This window comes from Thermoactinomyces sp. CICC 10522, assembly GCF_016055075.1.
GTDB classification, from domain to species: Bacteria; Bacillota; Bacilli; order Thermoactinomycetales; family Thermoactinomycetaceae; genus Thermoactinomyces_A; species Thermoactinomyces_A daqus.
In genome coordinates this window covers 64,032-85,155 of record NZ_JAECVY010000006.1, presented here as the reverse complement: position 1 = coordinate 85,155, position 21,124 = coordinate 64,032, and the positions used below count along the sequence as shown (strand labels likewise).

21 protein-coding genes and 1 riboswitch are annotated in these 21,124 nt (G+C 52.0%); of the genes, 17 read left to right on the top strand and 4 right to left on the bottom strand.

All coding sequences use genetic code 11. From position 1 onward, the window contains the following. Positions 1–72: 72 nt before the first annotated feature. The 4 genes from I8U18_RS10400 (at position 73) to I8U18_RS10385 (ending at position 4,412) form a co-directional block, all read left to right on the top strand. A complete protein-coding gene (locus I8U18_RS10400; RefSeq protein WP_033100092.1) occupies positions 73–1,011 on the top strand; it encodes an RluA family pseudouridine synthase in 939 nt (312 codons plus the stop codon). Between the two features lies 1 nt (position 1,012). After that, complete coding sequence (locus tag I8U18_RS10395; protein WP_033100093.1) at positions 1,013–1,465, top strand: NUDIX domain-containing protein; 453 nt, start codon at positions 1,013–1,015, stop codon at positions 1,463–1,465. Between the two features lie 285 nt (positions 1,466–1,750). Next, positions 1,751–3,400, top strand: a complete 1,650-nt coding sequence (locus I8U18_RS10390) for an esterase/lipase family protein (protein ID WP_198064744.1) — start codon at positions 1,751–1,753, stop codon at positions 3,398–3,400. A gap of 235 nt (positions 3,401–3,635) precedes the next feature. Next, complete coding sequence (locus I8U18_RS10385) at positions 3,636–4,412, top strand: SDR family oxidoreductase (RefSeq protein ID WP_198064743.1); 777 nt, start codon at positions 3,636–3,638, stop codon at positions 4,410–4,412. Positions 4,413–4,496: 84 nt separating this feature from the next. Here I8U18_RS10385 and I8U18_RS10380 read toward each other — a convergent pair whose 3' ends face one another. Then, positions 4,497–4,676: a hypothetical protein gene (locus I8U18_RS10380; RefSeq protein WP_198055867.1), complete on the bottom strand. Its 180-nt coding sequence runs from the start codon at positions 4,674–4,676 to the stop codon at positions 4,497–4,499. Between the two features lie 151 nt (positions 4,677–4,827). On the opposite strand from I8U18_RS10380, the gene I8U18_RS10375 reads away from it, so the two are divergent. From I8U18_RS10375 to I8U18_RS10365, 3 genes are all read left to right on the top strand, one after another. Then, positions 4,828–7,533: a transglycosylase domain-containing protein gene (locus I8U18_RS10375; RefSeq protein ID WP_198055868.1), complete on the top strand. Its 2,706-nt coding sequence runs from the start codon at positions 4,828–4,830 to the stop codon at positions 7,531–7,533. 100 nt (positions 7,534–7,633) lie between these two features. After that, complete coding sequence (locus tag I8U18_RS10370; RefSeq protein ID WP_033100097.1) at positions 7,634–8,680, top strand: YkvI family membrane protein; 1,047 nt, start codon at positions 7,634–7,636, stop codon at positions 8,678–8,680. Positions 8,681–8,697: 17 nt separating this feature from the next. Beyond that, the gene (locus I8U18_RS10365; RefSeq protein ID WP_198064742.1) at positions 8,698–9,267 is read left to right on the top strand and encodes a glycerol-3-phosphate acyltransferase; all 570 of its coding nucleotides are present in this window, start codon (positions 8,698–8,700) and stop codon (positions 9,265–9,267) included. 41 nt (positions 9,268–9,308) lie between these two features. Here I8U18_RS10365 and I8U18_RS10360 read toward each other — a convergent pair whose 3' ends face one another. Next, a complete protein-coding gene (locus I8U18_RS10360) occupies positions 9,309–10,103 on the bottom strand; it encodes a DUF2797 domain-containing protein (protein WP_033100099.1) in 795 nt (264 codons plus the stop codon). A gap of 256 nt (positions 10,104–10,359) precedes the next feature. Here I8U18_RS10360 and I8U18_RS10355 point away from each other — a divergent pair, with 256 nt between their 5' ends. Both I8U18_RS10355 and I8U18_RS10350 read left to right on the top strand, forming a co-directional pair. Beyond that, entirely contained in the window at positions 10,360–10,527 is a 168-nt protein-coding gene (locus I8U18_RS10355) for a hypothetical protein (protein WP_160173816.1), read from the top strand. A 22-nt stretch (positions 10,528–10,549) separates the two neighbouring features. Further along, complete coding sequence (locus I8U18_RS10350; protein ID WP_033100100.1) at positions 10,550–11,431, top strand: SDH family Clp fold serine proteinase; 882 nt, start codon at positions 10,550–10,552, stop codon at positions 11,429–11,431. Between the two features lie 165 nt (positions 11,432–11,596). Here the strand turns inward: I8U18_RS10350 and I8U18_RS10345 are convergent, their stop codons facing one another. Beyond that, on the bottom strand, positions 11,597–11,929 hold the full coding sequence (locus tag I8U18_RS10345) for a metal-sensitive transcriptional regulator (RefSeq protein ID WP_033100101.1): 333 nt from the start codon (positions 11,927–11,929) through the stop codon (positions 11,597–11,599). A gap of 993 nt (positions 11,930–12,922) precedes the next feature. Further along, entirely contained in the window at positions 12,923–13,762 is an 840-nt protein-coding gene (locus I8U18_RS10340; RefSeq protein ID WP_033100103.1) for an alpha/beta hydrolase family protein, read from the bottom strand. A gap of 74 nt (positions 13,763–13,836) precedes the next feature. After that, positions 13,837–14,026, top strand: a riboswitch (cobalamin riboswitch). 148 nt (positions 14,027–14,174) lie between these two features. On the opposite strand from I8U18_RS10340, the gene I8U18_RS10335 reads away from it, so the two are divergent. The 8 genes from I8U18_RS10335 (at position 14,175) to I8U18_RS10300 (ending at position 21,099) form a co-directional block, all read left to right on the top strand. Next, positions 14,175–15,116 carry an ABC transporter substrate-binding protein gene (locus tag I8U18_RS10335; RefSeq protein WP_198055870.1) on the top strand — a complete coding sequence of 314 codons (942 nt, stop codon included), beginning with the start codon at positions 14,175–14,177 and terminating at the stop codon, positions 15,114–15,116. Next, positions 15,113–16,147 (top strand): FecCD family ABC transporter permease, encoded by a 1,035-nt coding sequence (locus I8U18_RS10330; protein WP_198055871.1) that lies wholly within the window; start codon positions 15,113–15,115, stop codon positions 16,145–16,147. The genes I8U18_RS10335 and I8U18_RS10330 overlap by 4 nt, the downstream gene beginning before the upstream one ends. Positions 16,148–16,162: 15 nt before the next feature. Then, positions 16,163–16,951 carry a heme ABC transporter ATP-binding protein gene (locus I8U18_RS10325; RefSeq protein WP_052154027.1) on the top strand — a complete coding sequence of 263 codons (789 nt, stop codon included), beginning with the start codon at positions 16,163–16,165 and terminating at the stop codon, positions 16,949–16,951. After that, complete coding sequence (locus I8U18_RS10320) at positions 16,948–17,541, top strand: cob(I)yrinic acid a,c-diamide adenosyltransferase (protein ID WP_033100107.1); 594 nt, start codon at positions 16,948–16,950, stop codon at positions 17,539–17,541. Before I8U18_RS10325 ends, I8U18_RS10320 begins: the two co-directional genes overlap by 4 nt. 40 nt (positions 17,542–17,581) lie before the next feature. Continuing rightward, complete coding sequence (locus I8U18_RS10315) at positions 17,582–17,938, top strand: arsenate reductase family protein (RefSeq protein WP_033100108.1); 357 nt, start codon at positions 17,582–17,584, stop codon at positions 17,936–17,938. 116 nt (positions 17,939–18,054) lie between these two features. Next, a complete protein-coding gene (locus tag I8U18_RS10310; protein ID WP_235281618.1) occupies positions 18,055–18,498 on the top strand; it encodes a ferritin family protein in 444 nt (147 codons plus the stop codon). Between the two features lie 268 nt (positions 18,499–18,766). After that, positions 18,767–20,368 carry a thiamine pyrophosphate-binding protein gene (locus I8U18_RS10305; RefSeq protein WP_198055872.1) on the top strand — a complete coding sequence of 534 codons (1,602 nt, stop codon included), beginning with the start codon at positions 18,767–18,769 and terminating at the stop codon, positions 20,366–20,368. Between the two features lie 191 nt (positions 20,369–20,559). Next, positions 20,560–21,099, top strand: a complete 540-nt coding sequence (locus tag I8U18_RS10300) for a peroxiredoxin (protein ID WP_033100109.1) — start codon at positions 20,560–20,562, stop codon at positions 21,097–21,099. The last annotated feature ends 25 nt before the right edge of the window (positions 21,100–21,124 follow it).

Genomic DNA, 21,124 nt, shown 5'->3' with positions numbered 1-21,124 from the left:
GAAATGAAACATGGTATACTACTTGATGGCCGGATTGAGTGAATGACCTATTGGAAGCAATTGAGGTGTTTGATGAATACGACGATGTTTCACCATGAGGTGACAGAAGAAGAGAGCGGCAAAATGCTGCATCAGGTGCTGAAGAATCGGTTTCGCTTTTCCAGACGGATGATGAGCCGGCTCAGATTGGGCCGTTTTGTGACCGTCAATGGAGAAGTGATTTATTTTACTGCGCGCGTGCAGGAAGGGGACCGGATTGAAATCCGTTTTCCCGAGGAGGAGACGGATCATATTCCCCCGCAGCCGGTGCCGTTTACTGTCCGGTATGAAGACGAGGATCTCATCGTCATCGAAAAACCGCCGGGGGTGGTGGTTCATCCGACACGCGGGTATCCCGACCAGACTCTGGCCAACGGGCTGATGCATTATTGGCAGAAAAAAGGGGAAAAACACAAAGTCCGCCCGGTTACCCGTCTCGACCGCGACACTTCCGGGCTGATGGTGGTCGGAAAGCATGCGTATGCCCATGCCTTTCTGGCCGAGCAGATGGCTGCGAAACGCTATGAACGCAGCTATCTGGCGATCGTGCACGGTGCGGTGAAAGAAGAGTGTGGAACGATTGACCGGCCCATCAAAATCGATGTGGAGCGCAAAGTTTACCGGTACGCCGGGGAAGGAGAAGGAGGGACGCCGGCGGTTACTCACTTTGAGGTGGCAGAGCGCTTGCCCGGGGCCACTTTGCTGCGCTTGCGGCTGGAAACCGGGCGCACGCACCAGATCCGCATCCATCTCTCGTCAATCGGCCATCCCATCATCGGAGATGAGATGTATGGAATCGCCGAAGAACCGCCGTTGATCGACCGCCAGGCGTTGCATGCGTTCCACCTGCGCCTGTTTCATCCCCGCTTTCGCGAGTGGCTGGAATGGGAAGCGCCGCTGCCGGAGGATATGCAACAGTTATGGGAGCGGTTGAAAACGGGCGGGTTTCCGGCATCTGAGGGGGAGAGATAACGTGCAGCCTGACAAAGAGCGCATCGATGAAATCCGCCCGGCAGTCGCAGTGATCATCTTTGACCGCGAGCGACGCATTTTACTGCAAAAACGGGCGGATGTACAACGATGGGGGCTTCCTTCGGGCCATGTCGAACCAGGGGAAACGGTGGAGCAGGCAGCGATCCGCGAAATCTGGGAGGAAACAGGTCTCAGGGTGCGGATTGTGCGGCTGATCGGAGTTTATTCCGAACCGGATTCACAAATTTTTCATTACCCTGACGGGCGAACGGTTCATTTTGTCACCATCTACTTTGAAGCGGAAATCATCGGCGGTGATCTGTCCGTCCATTCAAGGGAGTCGATGGAGATCCGTTTTTTTCCCTGCGATGAACTGCCGCAAGAGATGATTCCGATGCATCCGAAGTGGCTGGAGGATGCCTTGGCCGCGGGGCACAATGGATTTGTCCGGTAGCAGGCTCCGCTTGTGTCCGACGGTTCATCTTGGCCGGAGCGCTTGCGGGAAAGCGTTTAGTAATCATTTTATTGGATCAGTGCATTCATGTGATAACCAAGACGTGTGGATGAAGCGATTTCCGCTGTCAGAGAGTGAATCCGGCAGTGGGAATCGCAGCTAAGGAATGAAAAGTCTGGTTTTTGAAGCATATTTTTATTATTATTTAGCAGGTTTTTATTAATTATATACTGAATATTATTAATATATTGATAACAATACCCCGATAAAGGAGATGACTGCGACGTGAAAGCGCGATGGCGTTTGGCGCTGGTTTTGACCCTTTGTCTGTTGCTGGCATTGCCGATGAGTATCGTGCAGGGAGCAAAGGCGGAAGTGCCCCCGCCGAAAGTGATGGGACATGTCACTGTTTCCGGTTCTGCCGGTACGGAGTCATTGTCGCCGCCATCCAATTCCACCACGCCGGGAACCTGGTTTGTCGGAGCGACTCCGCCCAATGCCGATTTGAGCAAGCCGCCGATCGTGTTTGTGCAAGGGATGAACGGCAAGGCGCAGGACTGGTGGAGCGATACAAGGTATCACGGGGTTAATGATATGTATGAACTCGCTTATGCAAACGGTTACAGAACGGCTTTTGTCCAGTTGTATGATGCGGCGGGCAACGGATCGGCCAGACCGGAGGACAACGGCAAACTGCTCGCGCAAATGCTGGCGCAAATCTCCGCCTATTTCGGTCAGAAAGTGAATATTGTCGCCCACAGCAAAGGCGGGCCGGATACCCAGGCAGCTCTGGTTGAGTACGGCGCTTATCCTTACGTCAACAAGGTGGTCACCCTTTCCTCACCGCACTACGGTTCGGATCTGGCCAATCTGGCATACAGCTGGTGGGCCGGGTGGCTGGCCGATCTGTTGGGGCAGCACAGTCCCGGGGTCTATTCGCTCCAGACGGGTGAAATGGAGAAATACCGGCAGCAGATCGACTCCAATCCCAATGTTTCCAAAAACGCCTATTTTACTGCTGCGGGCGATGATTGGGGACCATTTATGTCCGCGCTCTGGTTCGGGGGCCTTTATCTCTCCCAATACGGGGCCAATGATGGCATGGTAAACGATTGGAGCGCCGATCTTCCTTACGGGCGACACCTGTTTACCTCCCATGCTGACCATGATTCCATTCGGACGGGATCAGCCTCCTTCAGTCAAATCGATCCCGTCCTGCGCACCGCTGCCGCTTCATCAGTCGTGACGACGGCGGCAAAACCGGCAACACAGGATACTGATCCGGCGGCTGATCAGACGTATGTTCATGGCGGTCCGCTGACCACCGGGAAAACGGAAGTGCAAACCGTTCCGGTTGAGACGGGGCTGGCGCAAGCTGTTTTTGCCGTGCTGACTAAAGGTTCCGATGTAAACGTTTCCCTGGTTTCCCCCAGCGGAAAAGTATACAAAAAAGGAAATCCCGTTTACTCGTCGGGAATCGACCAGGATTTCTTCAAAGGGGCAACAGTTCAGGAATTTCGGGTGGAAAAACCGGAAAGCGGAAACTGGCAGGTTCGCCTCTCCAGTTCCCATGATGACGCCTATCTCTTGACCACGATGTTTTCCGGCGGGGAAGCAGCTTCCTTTTCCGTCGATCTCCCGCGCAGGTGGAGCCGCAATGCCCTGCCGATGTCTGTCCGGTTCAAGAATCCGGAAAAATGGGACCTTGCTGCCCTTCAGGCTCAGGTGAAAGTGCTGACTTCTGCCGACATGAAGAACAAGAAGACGAAGGGACTGCAATTTTCCCTGAAGCCAACGCAGGGTTCCGCTTTATCCGGAGCATTCAAGGGGGCAGAGCCGGGCGTCTACAACTTTACCATCGAGGTGCGCGGGAAAACGAAGCAGGGGTCCCCTTTTGCCCGCACCATCATCCGCTCGGTCTATATCGGCAACTAAATCATCCACTCTGTTCGCAAAACAAAGGGAAGGGGTGCGACGAGACCAATCGGAAATAAGAAACGGGATGAACCGGATCATCACATGGGTGATCCGGTTTTTCTGTTCAGGGCGGTCATGACTGATGGCCGGATAGCCGGATTGGCCAATGGAATTCCGGGCCGATGCAGATTTTTTTGCCACTTTTTTCATATAGATTATGGAAGAGATGAAAGAATGAGAGGGTGACGTGAACATGGCGAAGCCGGATCGGCCCGTCGCATGGGTGGCAGGCGGCCCGAGGGGCTTGGGCGTGCAGGTGGCAAAAGGATTGGCCCGGGACGGATACCGAATTGTGATCAATTATCGAAAGAGCGCGGAAGCGGCCCGAAAGTTGGCAGCAGAGATCGAACAAATAGGAGAAGAGGCGTATCTCATCCAAGGCGATCTGAGCCGGTTGGAGGAGATCCGGGACATGGCCCGCCGGGTTTTGAACCATTGGGGCAGGGTTGATGTACTCGTGCTGATGGCCGGGCCTTTCATTTTCAATCATACGCCTGTTGCCGCGTTTACGGATGCGATGTGGCGGGAAATGATAGAGGGAAATCTGTCCGGGGCTTTTTACTTGTTCAGGGAAATTATTCCATATATGCGCAAGCAGGGAGGCGGGCGCCTGATCACCCTGGGTTATCCGGATGCGGAAATCGCTCCGGCATGGGCGGGATTTGGGCCTTATGCCGCGGCCAAGACGGGTCTGGTCACCCTGACGCGCACCGTGGCCCTGGAAGAAGCGGAAAACGGCATCACCGCCAATATGGTATATCCCGGCGACATTCGCGATCCTTACAAGGAAGCGACGATTGCCGAAGCGCGGGGCAAAAAAGATCCCCGCACACCGATCGGGCGTCCGGGTACGGGGGAAGACGTGGCACGGGTGGTCCGTTTTCTCGCCCATCCTGATTCCGATTTTATTACCGGTGCTGTGATTCCGGTGACGGGGGGTTTTACAAATCCGCGATTTTATGTAAAATAGGCATAAGTTTTGTGTAATATTCCTGTAATAATTTTAAAAACCGACAAACCCTGTTCACATGATTTAAGCTATAATGATGAAGTGCTATTTAGAAGAATTCTTTTCTTTTCTATTTATGTAAAAAGCCAGCCAAAACCAGAAAGCGGAGCCGGCCAAGCCCAGGATCAGACCGGTCATGCCGGCTGTTTTCCAAAGGAACAGGGAGGCGGCGATCCCGATCACCCCGGTTGTGCGGCTCGCAAAAATGACAGCCTGTGTATGCATGTTTTCTCACCTCTGCTATTACTATAGCACAGATGAGAGGCTGGCAAAAATGCAAGATCGCAGTCCTGGAAGTGGATGATTCGGCGGATCCCGATGCTGGGATACAGATGAAGCAGTGTGCAGGTAACACGTGTTTCAGGAGGTTAACGCAATGGACGATTTTCGCAAGGTGAGCATGAGGAGTGGGTATTCGCCCATGCCGCCGCGTTCTCGCAGCGAACGAGTCGGTCCCCGCTCCCGCTCCGGCGGACGAGGTACCGGGGGCCCCGGGAAGCGCGGGAAGAAAGCGGGATGGAGACGTTTTTTCACATGGAAATGGTTCTTATTGGTTCTTTTAACATCTTTTCTGCTCATGGTCGGTGGATGTTCCGCCATCATGATGTCAGCCAACCCGAACGAATTGAACAAAGTGAACAAGAACAATATCGCGGCCGCGTCGAAAATCTATGCTTACAATAATAAGCAAGAGCCGGTCGACTCCTTCGGGTATGACAACCGCGAATGGATCAGTATGGATGAACTGCTCAAGCATAATAAACTGATGGTCAACACATTTGTGAAGACCGAGGACCGCCGTTTCTACCAACACCACGGGGTGGACTTCCAGGGGCTGGCCCGGGCGGTTGTCAAGGATGTCATCTCCATGGGTAAAGCGGAAGGGGCCAGTACGATCACCCAGCAGGTCTGCAAAAACATCGTGTTGGAGAACTCTGCCAAAACGTATACCCGTAAAATTAAAGAGATCGGTTGTGCGCTCAACCTGGAGCGAAAACTGAAAGAAGAGGGAAAAGATCCGAAAAAGCAGATTCTCGAAGCGTATCTCAACTACATCAGCTTCGGCGGCAACATCGCCGGGGTGCAGATGGCGGCCAAATCCTATTTTGGCTACGATTTGAAAAAGCAAGAGCTTCCGGTGCAGGATGCGGCCATGCTGGCCGGGATGCCGAAAGGGCCGTCGTTGTATAACCCGATCCGGCACAAAGAAAAAGCACTGGAACGCCGAAACGTCATTTTGACGCAGGTCATGCCGGTTGATGATGTGATGCCTCCGCTGATTTCGCAGGCAGAAGCGGATAAACTGGCGCAAACGCCTTTGAACCCTTGTGAAAACTGTGCGGAGAAATACGCCAAGAAGAGCGATTTTGACGCGTACAAGGATCTGATTCAAAAAGAGCTGAAAGAGGAATATGGCATCGATCCGGATGATTTGGCAACGGGAAGCTACCAGATTTATACGGCGCTTGATCCCAAGGCGCAAGGTGCGGTGCAGGAAGCTCTGAAGAAAGACAGCCTCTTTACCAACGCTTCCGGCACAAAGCTGACAGCGGGCGGAGGCAAAGTGGATGCCGATGCGGGAATTACCGTGATTGACCCCAAAACAGGCGGGATTCGTGCCATCGGCGGCGGACGGAACTTTGTCCATACCGCTCATATCCGGGCTTTGGAACTGCATCAGCCGGGTTCATCGATCAAGCCGCTCACGGTCTATTCACCGGCGATTGAGAAACATGATTACAATGAGTATTCGATTGTTCACGACAAACCCGTCGACTGGGCCGGTACTTGGCATCCGCAAAACTATGAACCGGGCAGCTTCGGTGATATCCGGATGGAAAAAATGGTGGAGGAATCGTACAACCTGTCGACGCTTAACCTGTTGCACGATGTCGTGACATTGCCTGTGGCCTTCGAATATGCCCAAAAACTGGGCCTCAATCTTGTACCAAATGACCAGGCGTATGCTGCCTTGGGTCTTGGCGGTTTGACCAATGGGGTAAATACGGTGCAAATGGCCGGAGCCTATTCCGTCTTCCCCAACGGTGGTTATTATTATACCCCGCATGCCATCGTGAAAGTGGTGGATGCGGATGGCGACGTCAGGAAACGAAAACATCCGATTGAAGACACTCCTACCAATGTATTCTCGAAGAAAACAGCTTACTATATGACGAGGATGCTGAAAAAAGTAGTGAGTGAGGGTACGGGTTCCACATTTGCCGGATTGCATAACGGTTGGGATGTGGCCGGTAAGACGGGAACGATTAACGGAGAGAAATCCGGCTGGTTTGTCGGCTATACGCCTGATCTTGTCTGTGCGGTTGACGTATTCTACCCGGGTTACTCCGGTGACGACTACGTCAAGATGACCGGGGGAACGGCGCCGGCAAAAATCTTCTCCTACGTGATGAAGAAGTTGACCGACGATAAACCGCCGAAACACTTCAGCAATTTTGGGGTTCCTGATCCACAGCCGCCGTTTGAGCTGCATGCTCCGCATCTGACTGCCGTATCCCAAGAGGATGGCGTTCTGCTGCAATGGCAGGCTCAGCCCAACCGGGTGAAATATCAGGTGTTCCGCGACGGGCAAATGATTGCGGAGCTTGGTCCGGGTTCGACCAGCTATAAAGATACCGATGCCAAACCGCCGGCAGCTTCCGGAGGAGATGGCGGAGACGGCGGATTCTGGGATAAAATCATCGGTGGCGGTGCTGCTCAGTCCAAATCCTACACGTATAAAGTGGTAGCGATTGACACGCAGGCAACCGATCCCGGTGCAGCGCAAAAAGAAAGTAATTCGGTGACGGTGACCCTATCACCAAAAAAGCCGGAAAACCCGGATCCAAACGGAAACACGAACGACCAAAACGGCCAGAATGGCCAAAACGGGAACGACCAGAATGGCCAGAATGGTGGCCAAAACGGGAATAATCCCGGCGGCATTTTCAATCCTCCTCCGTCTGATGGCGGCCAGAATGGCGGTGGTACCCAAGATGGTGGCGGCCAGGATGGCGGCTCAACCGGAGGAAACGACAAACCGCCAAAAGGTGGCGGTGGAGGTGGCGGCGGCTGGTGGTAGTCGCAGCCCTGGAAAAGACCAGCGAACTTTCGCTGGTCTTTTCTTATGCCCGTTTTCATAAACTAGTCCTAACCAGAATAGAGAAGGGACGTGGATTGCCTTGCATGCATTTGGCAGATGGCAGCGTGCCAGCCGCGTCGGGTTTACCTATATCGGAACGGTGATCGGGGCCGGATTTGCATCCGGGCAGGAGATATTGCAATTTTTTACCTCCTTTGGCGAGGAGAGCATCTGGGGAGTGCTGCTGGCAACGGGCCTGTTCGCCTGGTTGGGATCGCGCATGATGTTGATGGGCGCCCGGTTGAGGGCGTTTTCTTATGAAGAATTCAATACGTATCTGTTTGGTGAGCGCTGGGGGCGCTTGATGACCTTATTGGTGGGGCTGATGCTGTTTGGCGTCACCACGGCGATGATGTCGGGGACAGGGGCACTGTTTCAGGAGCAGTTGGGTTTTTCCTTCCATCTGGGCGTCATTTTAACGGCTTTATTCTCCTTTATTGTGATTTTGCGCGGGATGGATGGCATTTTATCGATTAACACTCTGGTCGTTCCGTTCATGTTTTTGTTCACCGTTCTCGTCGCGATTTACGCATGGGGCAGCCATCCGGGATCACTTCTGATTACTTTCCCGGAAGAGCCGCTGCACCATCACTGGTTTCTGGCCGCCATTGTGTATGTCGCTTTTAATTTGGTCATGATGCAGGCCGTGCTGGTTCCGCTCGGTGCCGAAATCGAGGATGAAAGCACCATCCGCCTGGGCGCCTGGATCGGCGGCCTTGGACTTGGTGTGATGCTGCTTGCCTTCAATTTTGCGATGCAAGTGCATTGGAGTGAAGTGGCTCATTTGGAAATCCCGATGGCCTATGTGATCAGCACTTTGGGGGCGGGAATGAAATATTTATTTTTGGTGACGATTTGGGCGGAGATTTTCACCACCCTCGTCGGCAATGTGTACGGCTTGACGGCCAATCTTCGACAGATGATTCCGCTTTCCGATCGTCCGATCGTTGCCCTGATTTTTGTATTGGGCTATCTGTTTTCCCTGTTTGGCTTTCCCGCATTGGTTCGTTACTTATACCCGCTGTTCGGCTATTGCGGATTGATGCTGTTGGTGCTGTTGATCTTTCGCCGGTTGCCCAATCTGTAGAAAGGAGGAAGAGAGGGATGGCCTTATTCATATCGATCATCATCGCCTATTTCATCGGCGCCCTCCCGTTTGATTGGTGGGTGGTCACGAAGCCGGCCTATCGCCTTCGTCCTCCTTCCTTTTCCGTATTGAACCGGCGGGAGGCATTTGTCCTGATCGTCATTGATCTGGTAAAGGGGATGGCGGCGACGCTGATCGGCTTTTCGGTCGCCGGCTGGATGGGAGCCTACCTGGCTGCTGTGGCTGTAGTGGTCGGCAGTTTGTATTCGGTGTTTCTCGGCTTCCGGGGGGGCACCGGGATCGGCGTGGCTGCCGGGGCGCTGCTGATTTTAAGCCCTCTGCTGATTCTCATCGGCATCTTGATCTACCTTTTCAGTCTGCTTACGACACGGGTGCTGTTTGTTTCCACGTTGCTGACCACGACGGCGATGATTATCTTTGCCGTTGTGCTGGCCACCCAAATCTATGTGTGGATGGTGATTATCGTGGTCGGGGGGCTGATCTTGTACCGGATTCGGCCGAAATGGAAACGGATCAAGCGCTTTGAACCACCCTACCGCTTTAGAAACCCGTTTCGGCTGAAATAAAATGGATGCGCACAAAAAAAAGCAGGTTTTTTCCCTGCTTCTCAAAATTCCAGCGCCACCTTGAACCCCGCATGTTTGCGCACACCAAACACGCCGTTGTCCAGGATGAGGTACTGCGCTTTGACGCCGATCAGTTTTCCGCTGATTGTCTCCTGTTTTTCCAGATTAAACGAGGTGATCTTCGTCGGGGTGCCGATGTGCGGGTAATCGAACTGAAGCACTTGCGGCTCCTCGATCAGATAGCGGCGGTATGCGTCCGGCAATTTTTCGATTAAATCAGCCCGGGTTTGCAGCAAATCGATGTCGGCTGTTTCGTTTTTCAACATTTTGCGCCAGTTGGTCTTGTCGGTGATGTATTGGGAGAGGAAAACTTCGATTTCGCCGGCATCTTTTCGGGTGGGCACTTCCATCAACGGCAGGGCCGCGACCGCTCCCTGATCGACCCAGCGTTTCAGCCGGTTGGTTTTTCGCGTGATGCCCACTTTGACATCGCTGGACAGAGCCAGGTAGACGATATGGGGCTGCATGCAGTGATGCCGGCCAAATTCGGGGTCACGGCAGGTTCCTTCATGAAAATGGCAGCGTTCCGGCCTGACGATGCAAATGTCATTGTCCGGCAGTTTGCGAAAACAGTTAAAACAGGAGCTGTTGTTGCCGTAAAACTTTTTCGTTTTGCGGCCGCAAAAGATGCAGTTTCGCTCACCGAGGAACGTGATTTGTACTTCTTGTCCCAACCGCGCGTTCAGCCCGATTTCCTGGTCATCCAGTTGCAGGGCGTATTCGACGGGGGCCGCCCCCTGATGAACAAGCGGACGTAGGATACCGATTTTTTTCACGGAAAAAGCTCCTTTGCATAAGTATATTTCAACGATCGAGATTCGCTCTGGCAGAATCGATTAGTTTCAGTCTAGCAAAGATCGGGCAAATCGATCAATAGAATTCAAGATGTGGAAAATCGGGGGAGATCGGGAGGAACAGCGGCGAGGAAGTGTCAAAAAAGGATTTTTTGCCGGTGAGAATTACCTGCATCTTTCTGAAATGTTTCGCATATAGTATACTTAAGGTATGCTGGCTGGAGGAGGGTTGTATGCCATGTTCGATGCTTTATTGGCCGCGAAAGAAGACGCGCTTGTCAAATGGAAAAAAGAAAGCGAATACGAAAATTTCACGAAGTCGGTACAAAAGCTGAAAAGAGATATGGAAACGATGGGAATCAAGCCATCCAAAGAAAAGTTGTACGGTCGCCCGTACCGGGTCTAATCCAAAGAGAAAAGGGGATTCCATGGATTACCAACAGCTTTCTTTGCCAAAGCAGACACCGCTTTATCATGCCGTTCACCGCGACCGTTATGAAAGGCAGGAATTTATCAAGGAGATTGAACAGGCGACGGGGCGAAGAATCCTGGTTTATTTAGCCAATTTGTCACATCCTGACAGCGCGATCACCAGAGAAGATATCGCTCCGTTTTATGAAATTGTTTCTTCCCTTGATGAGAACAGCGATGTCGATCTGGTGATCGAAAGTCCGGGCGGTGATCCGAATGCTGCCGAAACCCTTGTGCATACATTGCTCTCCAAGACGAAGCATTTGCGCGTTGTAGTTCCCCAGGCGGCCAAAAGTGCAGCGACATTGATCAGTTTGGCGGCCGATGAAATCATGATGAGCAATACGTCGGAACTGGGGCCGATCGATCCGCAAATTTCCATTCCCACGGTTTTCGGTTATCAGTACCGGCCGGCCCAAGCGTTTCTGAATGGATTGGAAATCATCAAGAGAGAACATGCCAATGGACAACCCCTCAACTCGGCTTATCTGCCGTTTTTGCAGGGAGTTGACGCAGCTTTGATCGATTTCTGCCACAAATCGATTGAACATTCCAAACGTTTGGCGGTGAAGTGGCTCCGGCGGTCGATGTACAAGAATCATCCGCTCAAGGCCAAACAGATTGCCGAGACATTGATCAACATTGACAAATACCCCAATCACGGTTCGGTAATTAACTATCAGGAGGCGCAAGCAATCGGGTTAAACGTTGTCTACAAACCGTTTACGGACCCGGTTTGGCAGGCGCTTTGGCGGCTATATACCCAATACCTGGTCATGATGCGGGAGAAAGCAGGCGTAAAAATATTTGAAAGCAATGTCTCCTCCGTCATGATTTAAGTTTGGATAAAAATTCGGGTAAATCACCCGGATTTTTTTATTTTACCGAATTCGCAGGCCGGATAGCGGTGCCTCTCTGATCGGCCGGCAGGGGTGTGGGAAGAATCAGGGAAGCACCGTGTACCTCCCGGTTTTGCCATGATTCGGGGATCCGGCGACTGCCGTTCATTTCATCAGTTTTTTCACCGTAATGAGCAATTCGTCGATCACTTCAATGTCGCCTTCCTGCAACCGTTCCACCACGCAGCTGCGCAGATGCCCTTCGAGAAGAATTTTCCCCACACTGTTCAATGCGGATTGAATTGCTGCGATCTGATTGAGCACATCGTCGCAGTAGGTATCATTTTCAATCATTTTTTTTACGCCGCGAATCTGCCCTTCCACCCGGTTGAGTCGGGAGATAAGGTTGTTTTTTATTTTCGGCGGGTGGTGGCTTTTACGCCCTTCGGCAGGGCAGCATTTTTCCTCATATGGAGGTTCAACCATCATTTCACCCATTTCTGACTGATTTCTCTTAGACGTTCCTATGCTATTTTTTTATTATATCTCGAATCAAGGCAGTATGATAATTTCTTTTTATGATGGACATTCATAAAGATTATTTCCAGTACGACAGTTGCGATTGTGGGTTATAAAATACATGGCAACTATAAGGTTTTTTAGGAATAAAATTCGCTCCTTCATATTTTAATGAATCAAAGTTTATTTGGTAAAAGAGAAGGTACATGATATGAGAGATTTTCAAATCAATAAGCATAATTTTTTGTTTAATATTATTATATTGAATAATAGTGAATTTATTACATAATGTAATTATTAAATTATATCAGGAGGGTGGATCTTTGAAAAAGATAAAACCGATCGTTTTATCTCTTCTTTTTTTCATCTCCATTCTCAGTTTGCCTTTTGTGAATGTAAGTCAGGTAGAAGCAGCTTGTTCGGATTGGGCTGCACAATGATTATTTACGCCTCCCCCCCGAATGGCCATATTGGAACCAGTAATCTGTGCTATTCTAGCGGGGATAAAATCTATGCTCGCGTGATTGCAAATAATGATGGCAATAAAAATGAAACAGTGGGTGTATACTTACAAAAATTGAGTGGCGCAGTTGGGTAACCTTGTCTAGCACACGAGTATATAAAGATGGTGATAATCATTATTTTACATTTTCCAATCTTTCCAGCGGAACCTATCGTTATCTTGTAGAGAATGACCGGCCCCATGATGCCTGGGTGAGAGCAGATTTATCAACCGATAAAGATATCGCCGCATTGTGGGGGCATCCAGGTAAATAAACAGGCTGTAACTCGGTCTTTTGCAATCATTTGATCCCAATCAAACCACATAAATTTTGTTCCCTTGAAAAACGCCATTCCTTCAAATACCTTCAGAAAGAATGGCGTTTTTTTATAAATATGTTGGATGTGAAATGAAAACCAACAGAATCGAAAATACCAGAGAAACAATGCCGATATTTTTTCAGAGATTCTCTAAAACTCCGCCAGGAAAAAGTCTGTTGTCAGGTTCAGCGCCTCTTCCAGCTGCGGGGAGATTCCGGCAAAAGGATGCACCGAACGAAACGTGTGATCAGCCCCGCGGATGATATGCATCGACGCATGGGGAGCGCGTTTGGCCATTTGTTCGGCTCCTTGCAAAAAGCCGGGGAGATCTTCGTCGCCCTGGATGATCAGCAGGGGCTGCTTCAGTTCAGGCAGTCGGTCCATGAACTGGAAGCGTTCCCGGTTGGCTTCAATGTCGTCCAACACTTCACGGTCGATCGGAAGCTGTTGTTTCGTCCGCGCATTGGTGACATAGCCGATTCCCTTTTGCCGGATTTCCTCCATCACTTCCGCAGCGAAAAAGTCGGGGCGGTGGATGCTGTTGAAAATGGCTACGGCACGGATTTCCCCGGGATGATCAAGGGCAAAGATGAGGCTGTTTCCCCCGCCGCGGCTGTGGCCCAGAAGGCCGATGCGCTCCACATCCAGTTGCTCTGCCCCGGGCAGACGGCCTTGTTTCAGATGGCTGAGCAAAACGGACAAGTCTTCCTGCTCCCGGGTAAAGGTCAGGTGAGCGAATTTGTCCAGCTGTGTAAAGCTCTGCAAATCTTCACCGATGCCGTTCATGGAAAAATTAAACGTGATCGCTGCGATCCCTTTGCCGGCGAGGCGCTTGCCGATCACCGGAAAAAAAGACCAGTCCTTGAATCCTTTGAAACCGTGGCAAATGATGACAACCGGATGTTTGCCCCCGGCGGAAGGAAGAAACAGATCCCCGCGGATCACCCGGTTTTCCTTGTTCAATTCAATTGTAAATGGATGTGCCGGCATTGAAGAATCCTCCTTTTTTCATCTGGTTTGAAAATTGCCAACCCTCATCCTCTTCTTCTATAATGATAACGAACGAAGTGCATGGAGAAAAAGGTCTTTCTTTTTACGGGAAAGCGAAGAGGGAAGCCGGTGAGAATCCGGCGCGGTCCCGCCACTGTGATTGGGGAGGACGGCTGCCGTTGATGCCACTGTCCGGACGGATGGGAAGGCGCGGCCCGACGATGAACCATAAGCCAGGAGACCTGCCTTTTTCAATCCATCTGCGTTCTCCTTCGAGGTAAAGGAGAGACGTATGCGCAAAGGGGTTGTATCCGAACCCCCCTGTTTTCGCATGCCATTCTCCTTCCTGTGCCCTTTAAGGCCGGCACAGGTTTTTTCATGAATCGAGCCGAACAGGAGGGGGTTGATCAGATTGCGTAAACTTAATCGTGTCATGGTCTTATGTTTATCGTTTGTGCTCTTGTTTACGTTGGCCGGATGTGCGGGCGCAAATAATCCTGCCGGGCAAACAGCGCCGAAAGCGTCGGGGACCAGCTATCCGGTGCAAGTGAAGGATATGGCCGGAGAAGTGACGACGATCAAAAAAGAGCCGAAGCGGATCGTTTCGCTTATTCCGAGCAATACGGAAATCGCCTTTGCCCTTCATTTGGACAAAGAAGTGGTCGGGGTGACGGCCAATGACGATTATCCGGCCCAGGTGAAAAAATTGCCAAAAGTGGGAGACTTCACGATCAATGTGGAGCAGGTGGTCGCGCTCAAGCCTGATTTGGTGCTGGCCAATACGGCGAATGACAAGCAGACGATCGAACGGTTGAGAAAGCTGGGCATTCCCGTGTTGGTACTGGGGGCGAACAGCATTCAGGACGTTTATCGCTCGATCAACGTCACAGCTGAAGCGACCAATCATCTCCCGGAAGCCAAACAACTGATTGACGGAATGGAAAAAGAGCGGAAAGAGATTGCCGACAAGATTGCCGGGGTTCCCAAGGACAAACGGATGAAGGTATGGATCGAACTGGATCCCAATCTGTTCACCACGGGCGGGGATACCTTCATGAATGAGCTGGTCACCGCTGCCGGAGGGCAAAACGTGGCCGGCGGATTAAAGGGCTGGCCCAAGGTTTCTCCCGAACAGGTAGTCAAATGGAATCCCGACGTAATCATCACTTTTCACGGCGGGGAAAAAGAGATTTTGTCCCGTCCGGGCTGGTCTTCGATCAGTGCCGTGAAAAATCACCGCGTCCACGCGCTTGACCCTGATTTGACCAATCGCCCGGGGCCGCGCATATTTCAGGGCGTGAAACAGATCGCATCGCTTCTCTATCCTGAACTTTTTGGCGGGAAGTCAAAGTGAAGGGCCGGCCAAAGAAGCTGATCTGGGGCGGGGGACTTTTCCTCTGCCTCCTTTTCACTTTCTCACTGTCGGTCTCGCTCGGCAGCACACATATTGACATGATGACCGTCTGGAAAGTGATCGGGGAAAAATGGGGCGTGGGCAACGGAAGCGGAATTAACGCCACCGATGCCGTGATCATTTGGCAATTAAGGCTGCCGCGGGTGTTGTTGGTGGCTTTGGTCGGGGCGATTTTGGCCATCGCCGGCGTGGTTTATCAGGGGATATTGCAAAATCCCCTGGCTGATCCCTATATTCTGGGGGTTTCCTCCGGGGCATCGGTCGGGGCAGTTTTGGCGATTGTGACCAGTTGGGGTGCGGCATTGCTGGGAGGCTGGTCGCTGCCCGGCTTTGCCTTTGCCGGGGCCTGCCTCGCACTGGCGCTGGTGCTGATGCTTGCCCGCGGGCGTTCAGGACTCAACGTGATCTCCCTCATCTTGTCCGGAGTCGTTGTCCAGAGTTTTTTTGCCGCGCTGCTCACCTTTGCCCTGTCATTTAAACCGGAAGAGATGCAGCGGATTCAATTCTGGCTGATGGGCGGGTTTTCGCTGGGGGACTGGAACCAGGTGGGTGCGGTATTTCCCTTTTTACTCATCGGTTTTCCTGCCTGCTGGCTGATGAGCGCCGATCTCAATCTGATGGCACTGGGGGAACGCGCGGCGGCCCATCTCGGGGTCAATGTGGCAAAAACGAGAGTTTGCCTGCTTCTCATCGCATCGATGATGACCAGCGCGGCCGTGGCCGTCTCCGGCATGATCGGCTTTGTCGGATTGGTGATCCCTCACATCATGCGCATGTTGACCGGCGCCGACCATCGCTCTCTGCTTCCCCTGTCTGCATTGGCCGGGGCGATCTTGCTTCTGCTGGCGGATTGTCTGGCGCGGACGCTGATCGCTCCCGCCGAGTTGCCGATCGGAGTGATCACCTCTTTTGTCGGGGTGCCTTTTTTCGCATTGATCCTCAAGCGGCATCAGCGGAAAAAAGGGGAATAGAAAGGAGGGGGCACCATGCTTCAGGCAGCCCGGTTGGGGAAAAAAGCCGGCGGCCGCTGGCTGTTACAGGAGATCGATCTGTGTGTGGAGAAAGGGGAAATGGTTGGCGTTCTGGGGGCAAACGGCAGCGGCAAAAGCACGCTCATCCGTTGTCTTACGGGCGAATGGAAAGCGGACAGCGGCGAGGTGAGGCTGAAGGGAGAGCGGATCGACACGTATTCGCCCAAGGAAAGAGCGCGGATTGTCGCCGTCCTGGCCCAGGAACCGCTGGGAGAGATCGAATTTACAGTCGAAGAAGTTGTGAAAATGGGCCGTTATCCGTACCAAAGCAGGTGGTCATGGGCCTCCGGGCGTGATTTCGATGTGTGTGATTCCGTGCTGCGGCAAACCGGGCTCTGGCCGATGAAACAACGGCAACTGGCCGAGCTGAGCGGCGGGGAACGGCAGCGGGTGGCGATTGCGCGAACGATGGCCCAGGAACCGGAATTATTGGTTTTGGATGAACCCACGACTTTTTTGGACATCCGGCATCAGCTGGCGATTTTAGATTTACTGAAAAAGTGGCAGTCTGAATGCGGCCTCACCATCCTGATTGTGCTGCATGACCTCAACTTGGCAGCGCAATATTGCGACCGGCTGGTTTTGCTGAAAGAAGGCCGGATGGTGACCAGCGGTGTTCCAAAAGCGGTTATCACCCGGGAGAGGATCGAAGAGGCATATGGGGTGACGCCACTGCTTATGACGCATCCGACGCTTCACGTTCCGCAAGTTTTTTTGCAACCCGCAAAGGAGGAGAAAAAATGAAAATCTACACCCGAACCGGTGATGAAGGGAAAACCGGCCTGATCGGAGGGCGTGTCAGTAAGGATGATGTCAGGGTTGAAGCATACGGGACGGTGGATGAGTTAAATGCTTTCGTCGGCGAAGCGGTGATCCGCCTGGACGCAAAACGGGATGAGGATCTGATTCAGGATCTGACGGAAATCCAGCACGAACTGTTTGATGCCGGTGCAGACTTGGCGCAAGCGGGCAAAAGCCGCCAGTACAAGGTTTCTGCGGAAATGGTGACCCGTTTGGAAGAGTGGATCGACAAATACGATGCTGAATGCAAGCCGCTTCAGCGCTTCATTTTGCCCGGTGGTTCCCCGGGAGCATCTGCGCTTCACGTCTGCAGGGTGGTCGCGCGCAGGGCCGAGCGGCGCGTGGTCACACTCTGTGCGCAGCAGGAGACCAATGATGAGGTACGCCGTTACCTCAATCGTTTGTCCGACTTTTTCTTCACAGCGGCCCGTGCCGTCAATGCCAGAGCCAACGTTTCCGATGTGGAATACAAGCGGGGCAGTCAAGTGTTTAGGCAGGCGGATGCGGGGAAAAATGAAAAGGATAAACAGTAGAGGCTGAGGTCTTTGTCAACAGGAACAGGAGGAATGACCGATGTCCCTGATCATGTACCAATACCCGAAGTGCGGAACATGCCGGAAGGCCAAGAAATACCTGGAGGAACACGGCATTTCGTTTACCGATAAAAATATCGCCGAGGAGCCGCCTTCGCGTGAGGAACTGGAAAAACTGATCAAAAAGAGCAGTTTGCCGATCAAAAAGTTTTTCAACACCAGCGGGCAAAAATATCGCGCCCTCGGATTGTCGCAAAAGCTGAAAGAGATGAGTGAGGAAGAAATGCTGGATTTGCTCGCTTCCGACGGCATGCTCATCAAGCGCCCGATCGTGACAGACGGCAACAAGGTGACGGTTGGGTTTAAAGAAGACCTGTATAAAGAAACGTGGGGTTAGAAAGAGGTAACATCCTCGACCGTCATTCGGTCGGGGTTTTTTTGTGCACGAGGTACAAGTGGCGTACATACACTTTCCATAGCATTGTCGTTACTTACTGCGAGGAGGAACGAATTGTGTATAATATTCCCTATCTGCAAATATCGCAAGCACTGGATACGCATCTGGTTCAGGATATCGCCCACGCGATCAACGGAGAATACAGTGCGATTGCCTGCTATGCCCAACTGGCAGAATTGGCGGATACTCAAGAGGAAAAAGAGCGTATTTCAGAAATAAGAGAAGATGAAATCAAACATTATCGTGCCTTTTCCAATATTTATTTTCAGCTTACGGGTAAACAACCGGAACCGAAGATCACGGAAAAATGCCCCGATAACTTTAAAGAAGGATTAAAGTTTGCAATCAAGGATGAACAGAAAACGGTTGACTTTTACCTGGATCTGGCTGACCGGACAAGAAACCGGAATATAAAAAGAGCGTTTCAGCGCGCCGCAGCAGACGAACAGAATCACGCGGTCTGGTTTTTATATTATTACACATTGCAATGTTGCGGATAATTTATAGAAACCGGTGTGTTGATTGATTAAATACGGTACGGTATTAAATTCCGTCAAGGCGACAAGAGTCCAAGACTCATACCGGAAAAACGAAGCCTCCTGTTATAGTGGGGCTTTGTATTTTTTAGGAGTGAAAGTGATCCCGTTGCCTGTTTAATGCGATGGCAGCGTTGAAAATTCCGGAGCATGATCAAGCGAAGCAGATGTTTTTCGTGATCGGTTGTGTAAGATAAAACGGAAATAGGCACAATAGAAAGGGAGGTGTGAAATGGGGATTCATGTCGCCGGGCATTTGCTCAAACAGCTGGATATTTGGGGATGTCAGCGAATTTACGGTGTGATCGGGGATGCCAATCTTGATTTGCTTGGCGAACTGGCGAAACAGTCCGGGGTGAACTATATCGCATGTCGTACGGAAATGGGAGCTGCGCTGATGGCCTCGGCAGAAGCGAAATTGACAGGAAGGCCTGGCGTTGTTCTGGCGACAAGCGGTCCGGGGATCGTTTCGCTTTTGAATGGATTGGCGGATGCCGCGGCTGACGGTGTTCCGGTACTGGCCATCACCGGTCAGGTGGAGCGAAGCAAGTTGGGAACGGGCAGTAAACAGGAAATCGACCAGCAGCGGTTAATCGAGCCCATCGCCCTCTTTTCCGCACTGGTCGCTGACGGGAAAGGATTTTCCACACAGTTGAATCTGGCCTTCAAAGCGGCGGTAAACCGGGGCGGTGTTGCCCATTTGTCGATTCCCAAAGAGATGTGGCGGGAAGCGACGGATGAAATCTTTTACCCGAATCCGCCGCTTATGCCGCCGCTCCAGCCGCAACCTGAGGTGATGGCAGAATTGCTCTCCCGGCTGGGGCAGTCGACGCGGCCTGTATTTTTGGTGGGGCGGGGGATTGCCGGAGCAGAAGAAAAGGTGATTCGCCTCGCAGAAACGGTTCAGGCGGCGATCATTGCGACGATGCCGGCGAAGTCGCTCATACCAAATGATCACCCTCTGTTTGCCGGCGGATTGGGACAGGCGGGCAGCCAGTCGGCAACGGATCTCCTGCAGATGGCGGATTTATGTGTGATCCTGGGAGCAACCTGGTGGCCGCAAGCGTTTGTGCCGCAAAAGATTCCGGTGATCCAGGTGGACCGGATCCCGGAGAATATCGGGCGAACGCGTCCCTGTGTCACCTCGGTGGTTGGCGATGTGTCGTATGTGGTGGAGGTTTGTTTGCAGGAGATGCCGCAGAAGGATCAGGCGGAGTGGATGGAACTGATTCAAAAGCGCAAACAGAGCTGGCAGAAACGGATCGAGGAGGAAACCTCGCCTTCGGCCGGCATGCTTACCCCTGCCAGGCTGATGTCTGCTTTGGGCACGCTTGTTGATCCGCGGGCAGTCATTGTCCTTGATGTCGGAGACCATACTCTTTGGTTTGAACGAACCTTTCCCTTAAAGCAACAGGAAATTCTGATCTCCGGGAAGTGGAGGACGCTCGGATTTGCCCTGCCGGCAGCAATTGCCGCTGCTCTCAATCATCCCGGGCGTCAGGTGATTGCCATCGTCGGTGACGGGGGTTTTCCGGTGACGATGGCTGAGTTGGCCACGGCAGCTGCCCGCCGTCTCCCGATCAAGCTGGTTTTGCTGAATAACGGATGTTACGCGATGGAGAAAAACCGCATGAAAAGCGCCGGTTTGCACACGCTTGGAGCTGATTTGGACAATCCGGATTTCGTGCGTCTGGCCGAAGCGTTCGGGTTTAGCGGATATCGCATTCAGAAGGAGCAAGACTTGCCGCTGCTAAAAGAAATGATCGCGATTGACCAACCGGCACTGGCCGAAGTGATCTGCGCAGATGGGATGCTTCCTCATACGCGGATTTAGGGAAAGACTTTGGCGTAGTAAATGACAAAAGATCTCAATTTATAATTAATATAAATTAGTATTGACTTTAATCTGGGGGCGTGTTATTTTTAATTTGTACCAAACAGGCCTTACCCGCTGTTTAATGCTAATCCAAATTGGGAAAGGTAAGTTTGGATCAAAAGTATACTTAATCTGAGGAGGTTATTCTCGTGGCACATCGTCTTGTAGGATTGCCAGCTCCCGATTTTGAATTGGAGAGCACCAAAAATCTTGAAACGCTTGACGAAAAGGTGCGCCTCTCCGACTATAAAGGAAAATGGCTCGTTCTGTTCTTCTATCCGCTTGACTTCACTTTCGTATGCCCGACGGAAATCACTGCGCTTTCCGATCGCTACGAAGAGTTTGCCGATCTTGATGCGGAAATTCTCGGTGTAAGCACCGACAGCAAATATTCTCACCGCGCTTGGATCAACACTCCGCGCGATGCCAATGGTCTCGGTAAAATCAATTATCCGTTGGCTGCGGACACCACCCATAAAGTAAGCCGCGACTACGGCGTTTTGATCGAAGAGGAAGGAGTTGCGTTGCGCGGGTTGTTCATCATCGACCCGGAAGGCATTGTTCGTTATCAAGTCGTGCATGACAACGATATCGGACGCAGCGTTGATGAAACCCTGCGCGTATTGCAAGCATTGCAAATGGGTGGACTGTGCCCTGCCAACTGGAAACCGGGGGATAAAACCCTTTAATCTTCACATCGATTCCGAGGGCCTA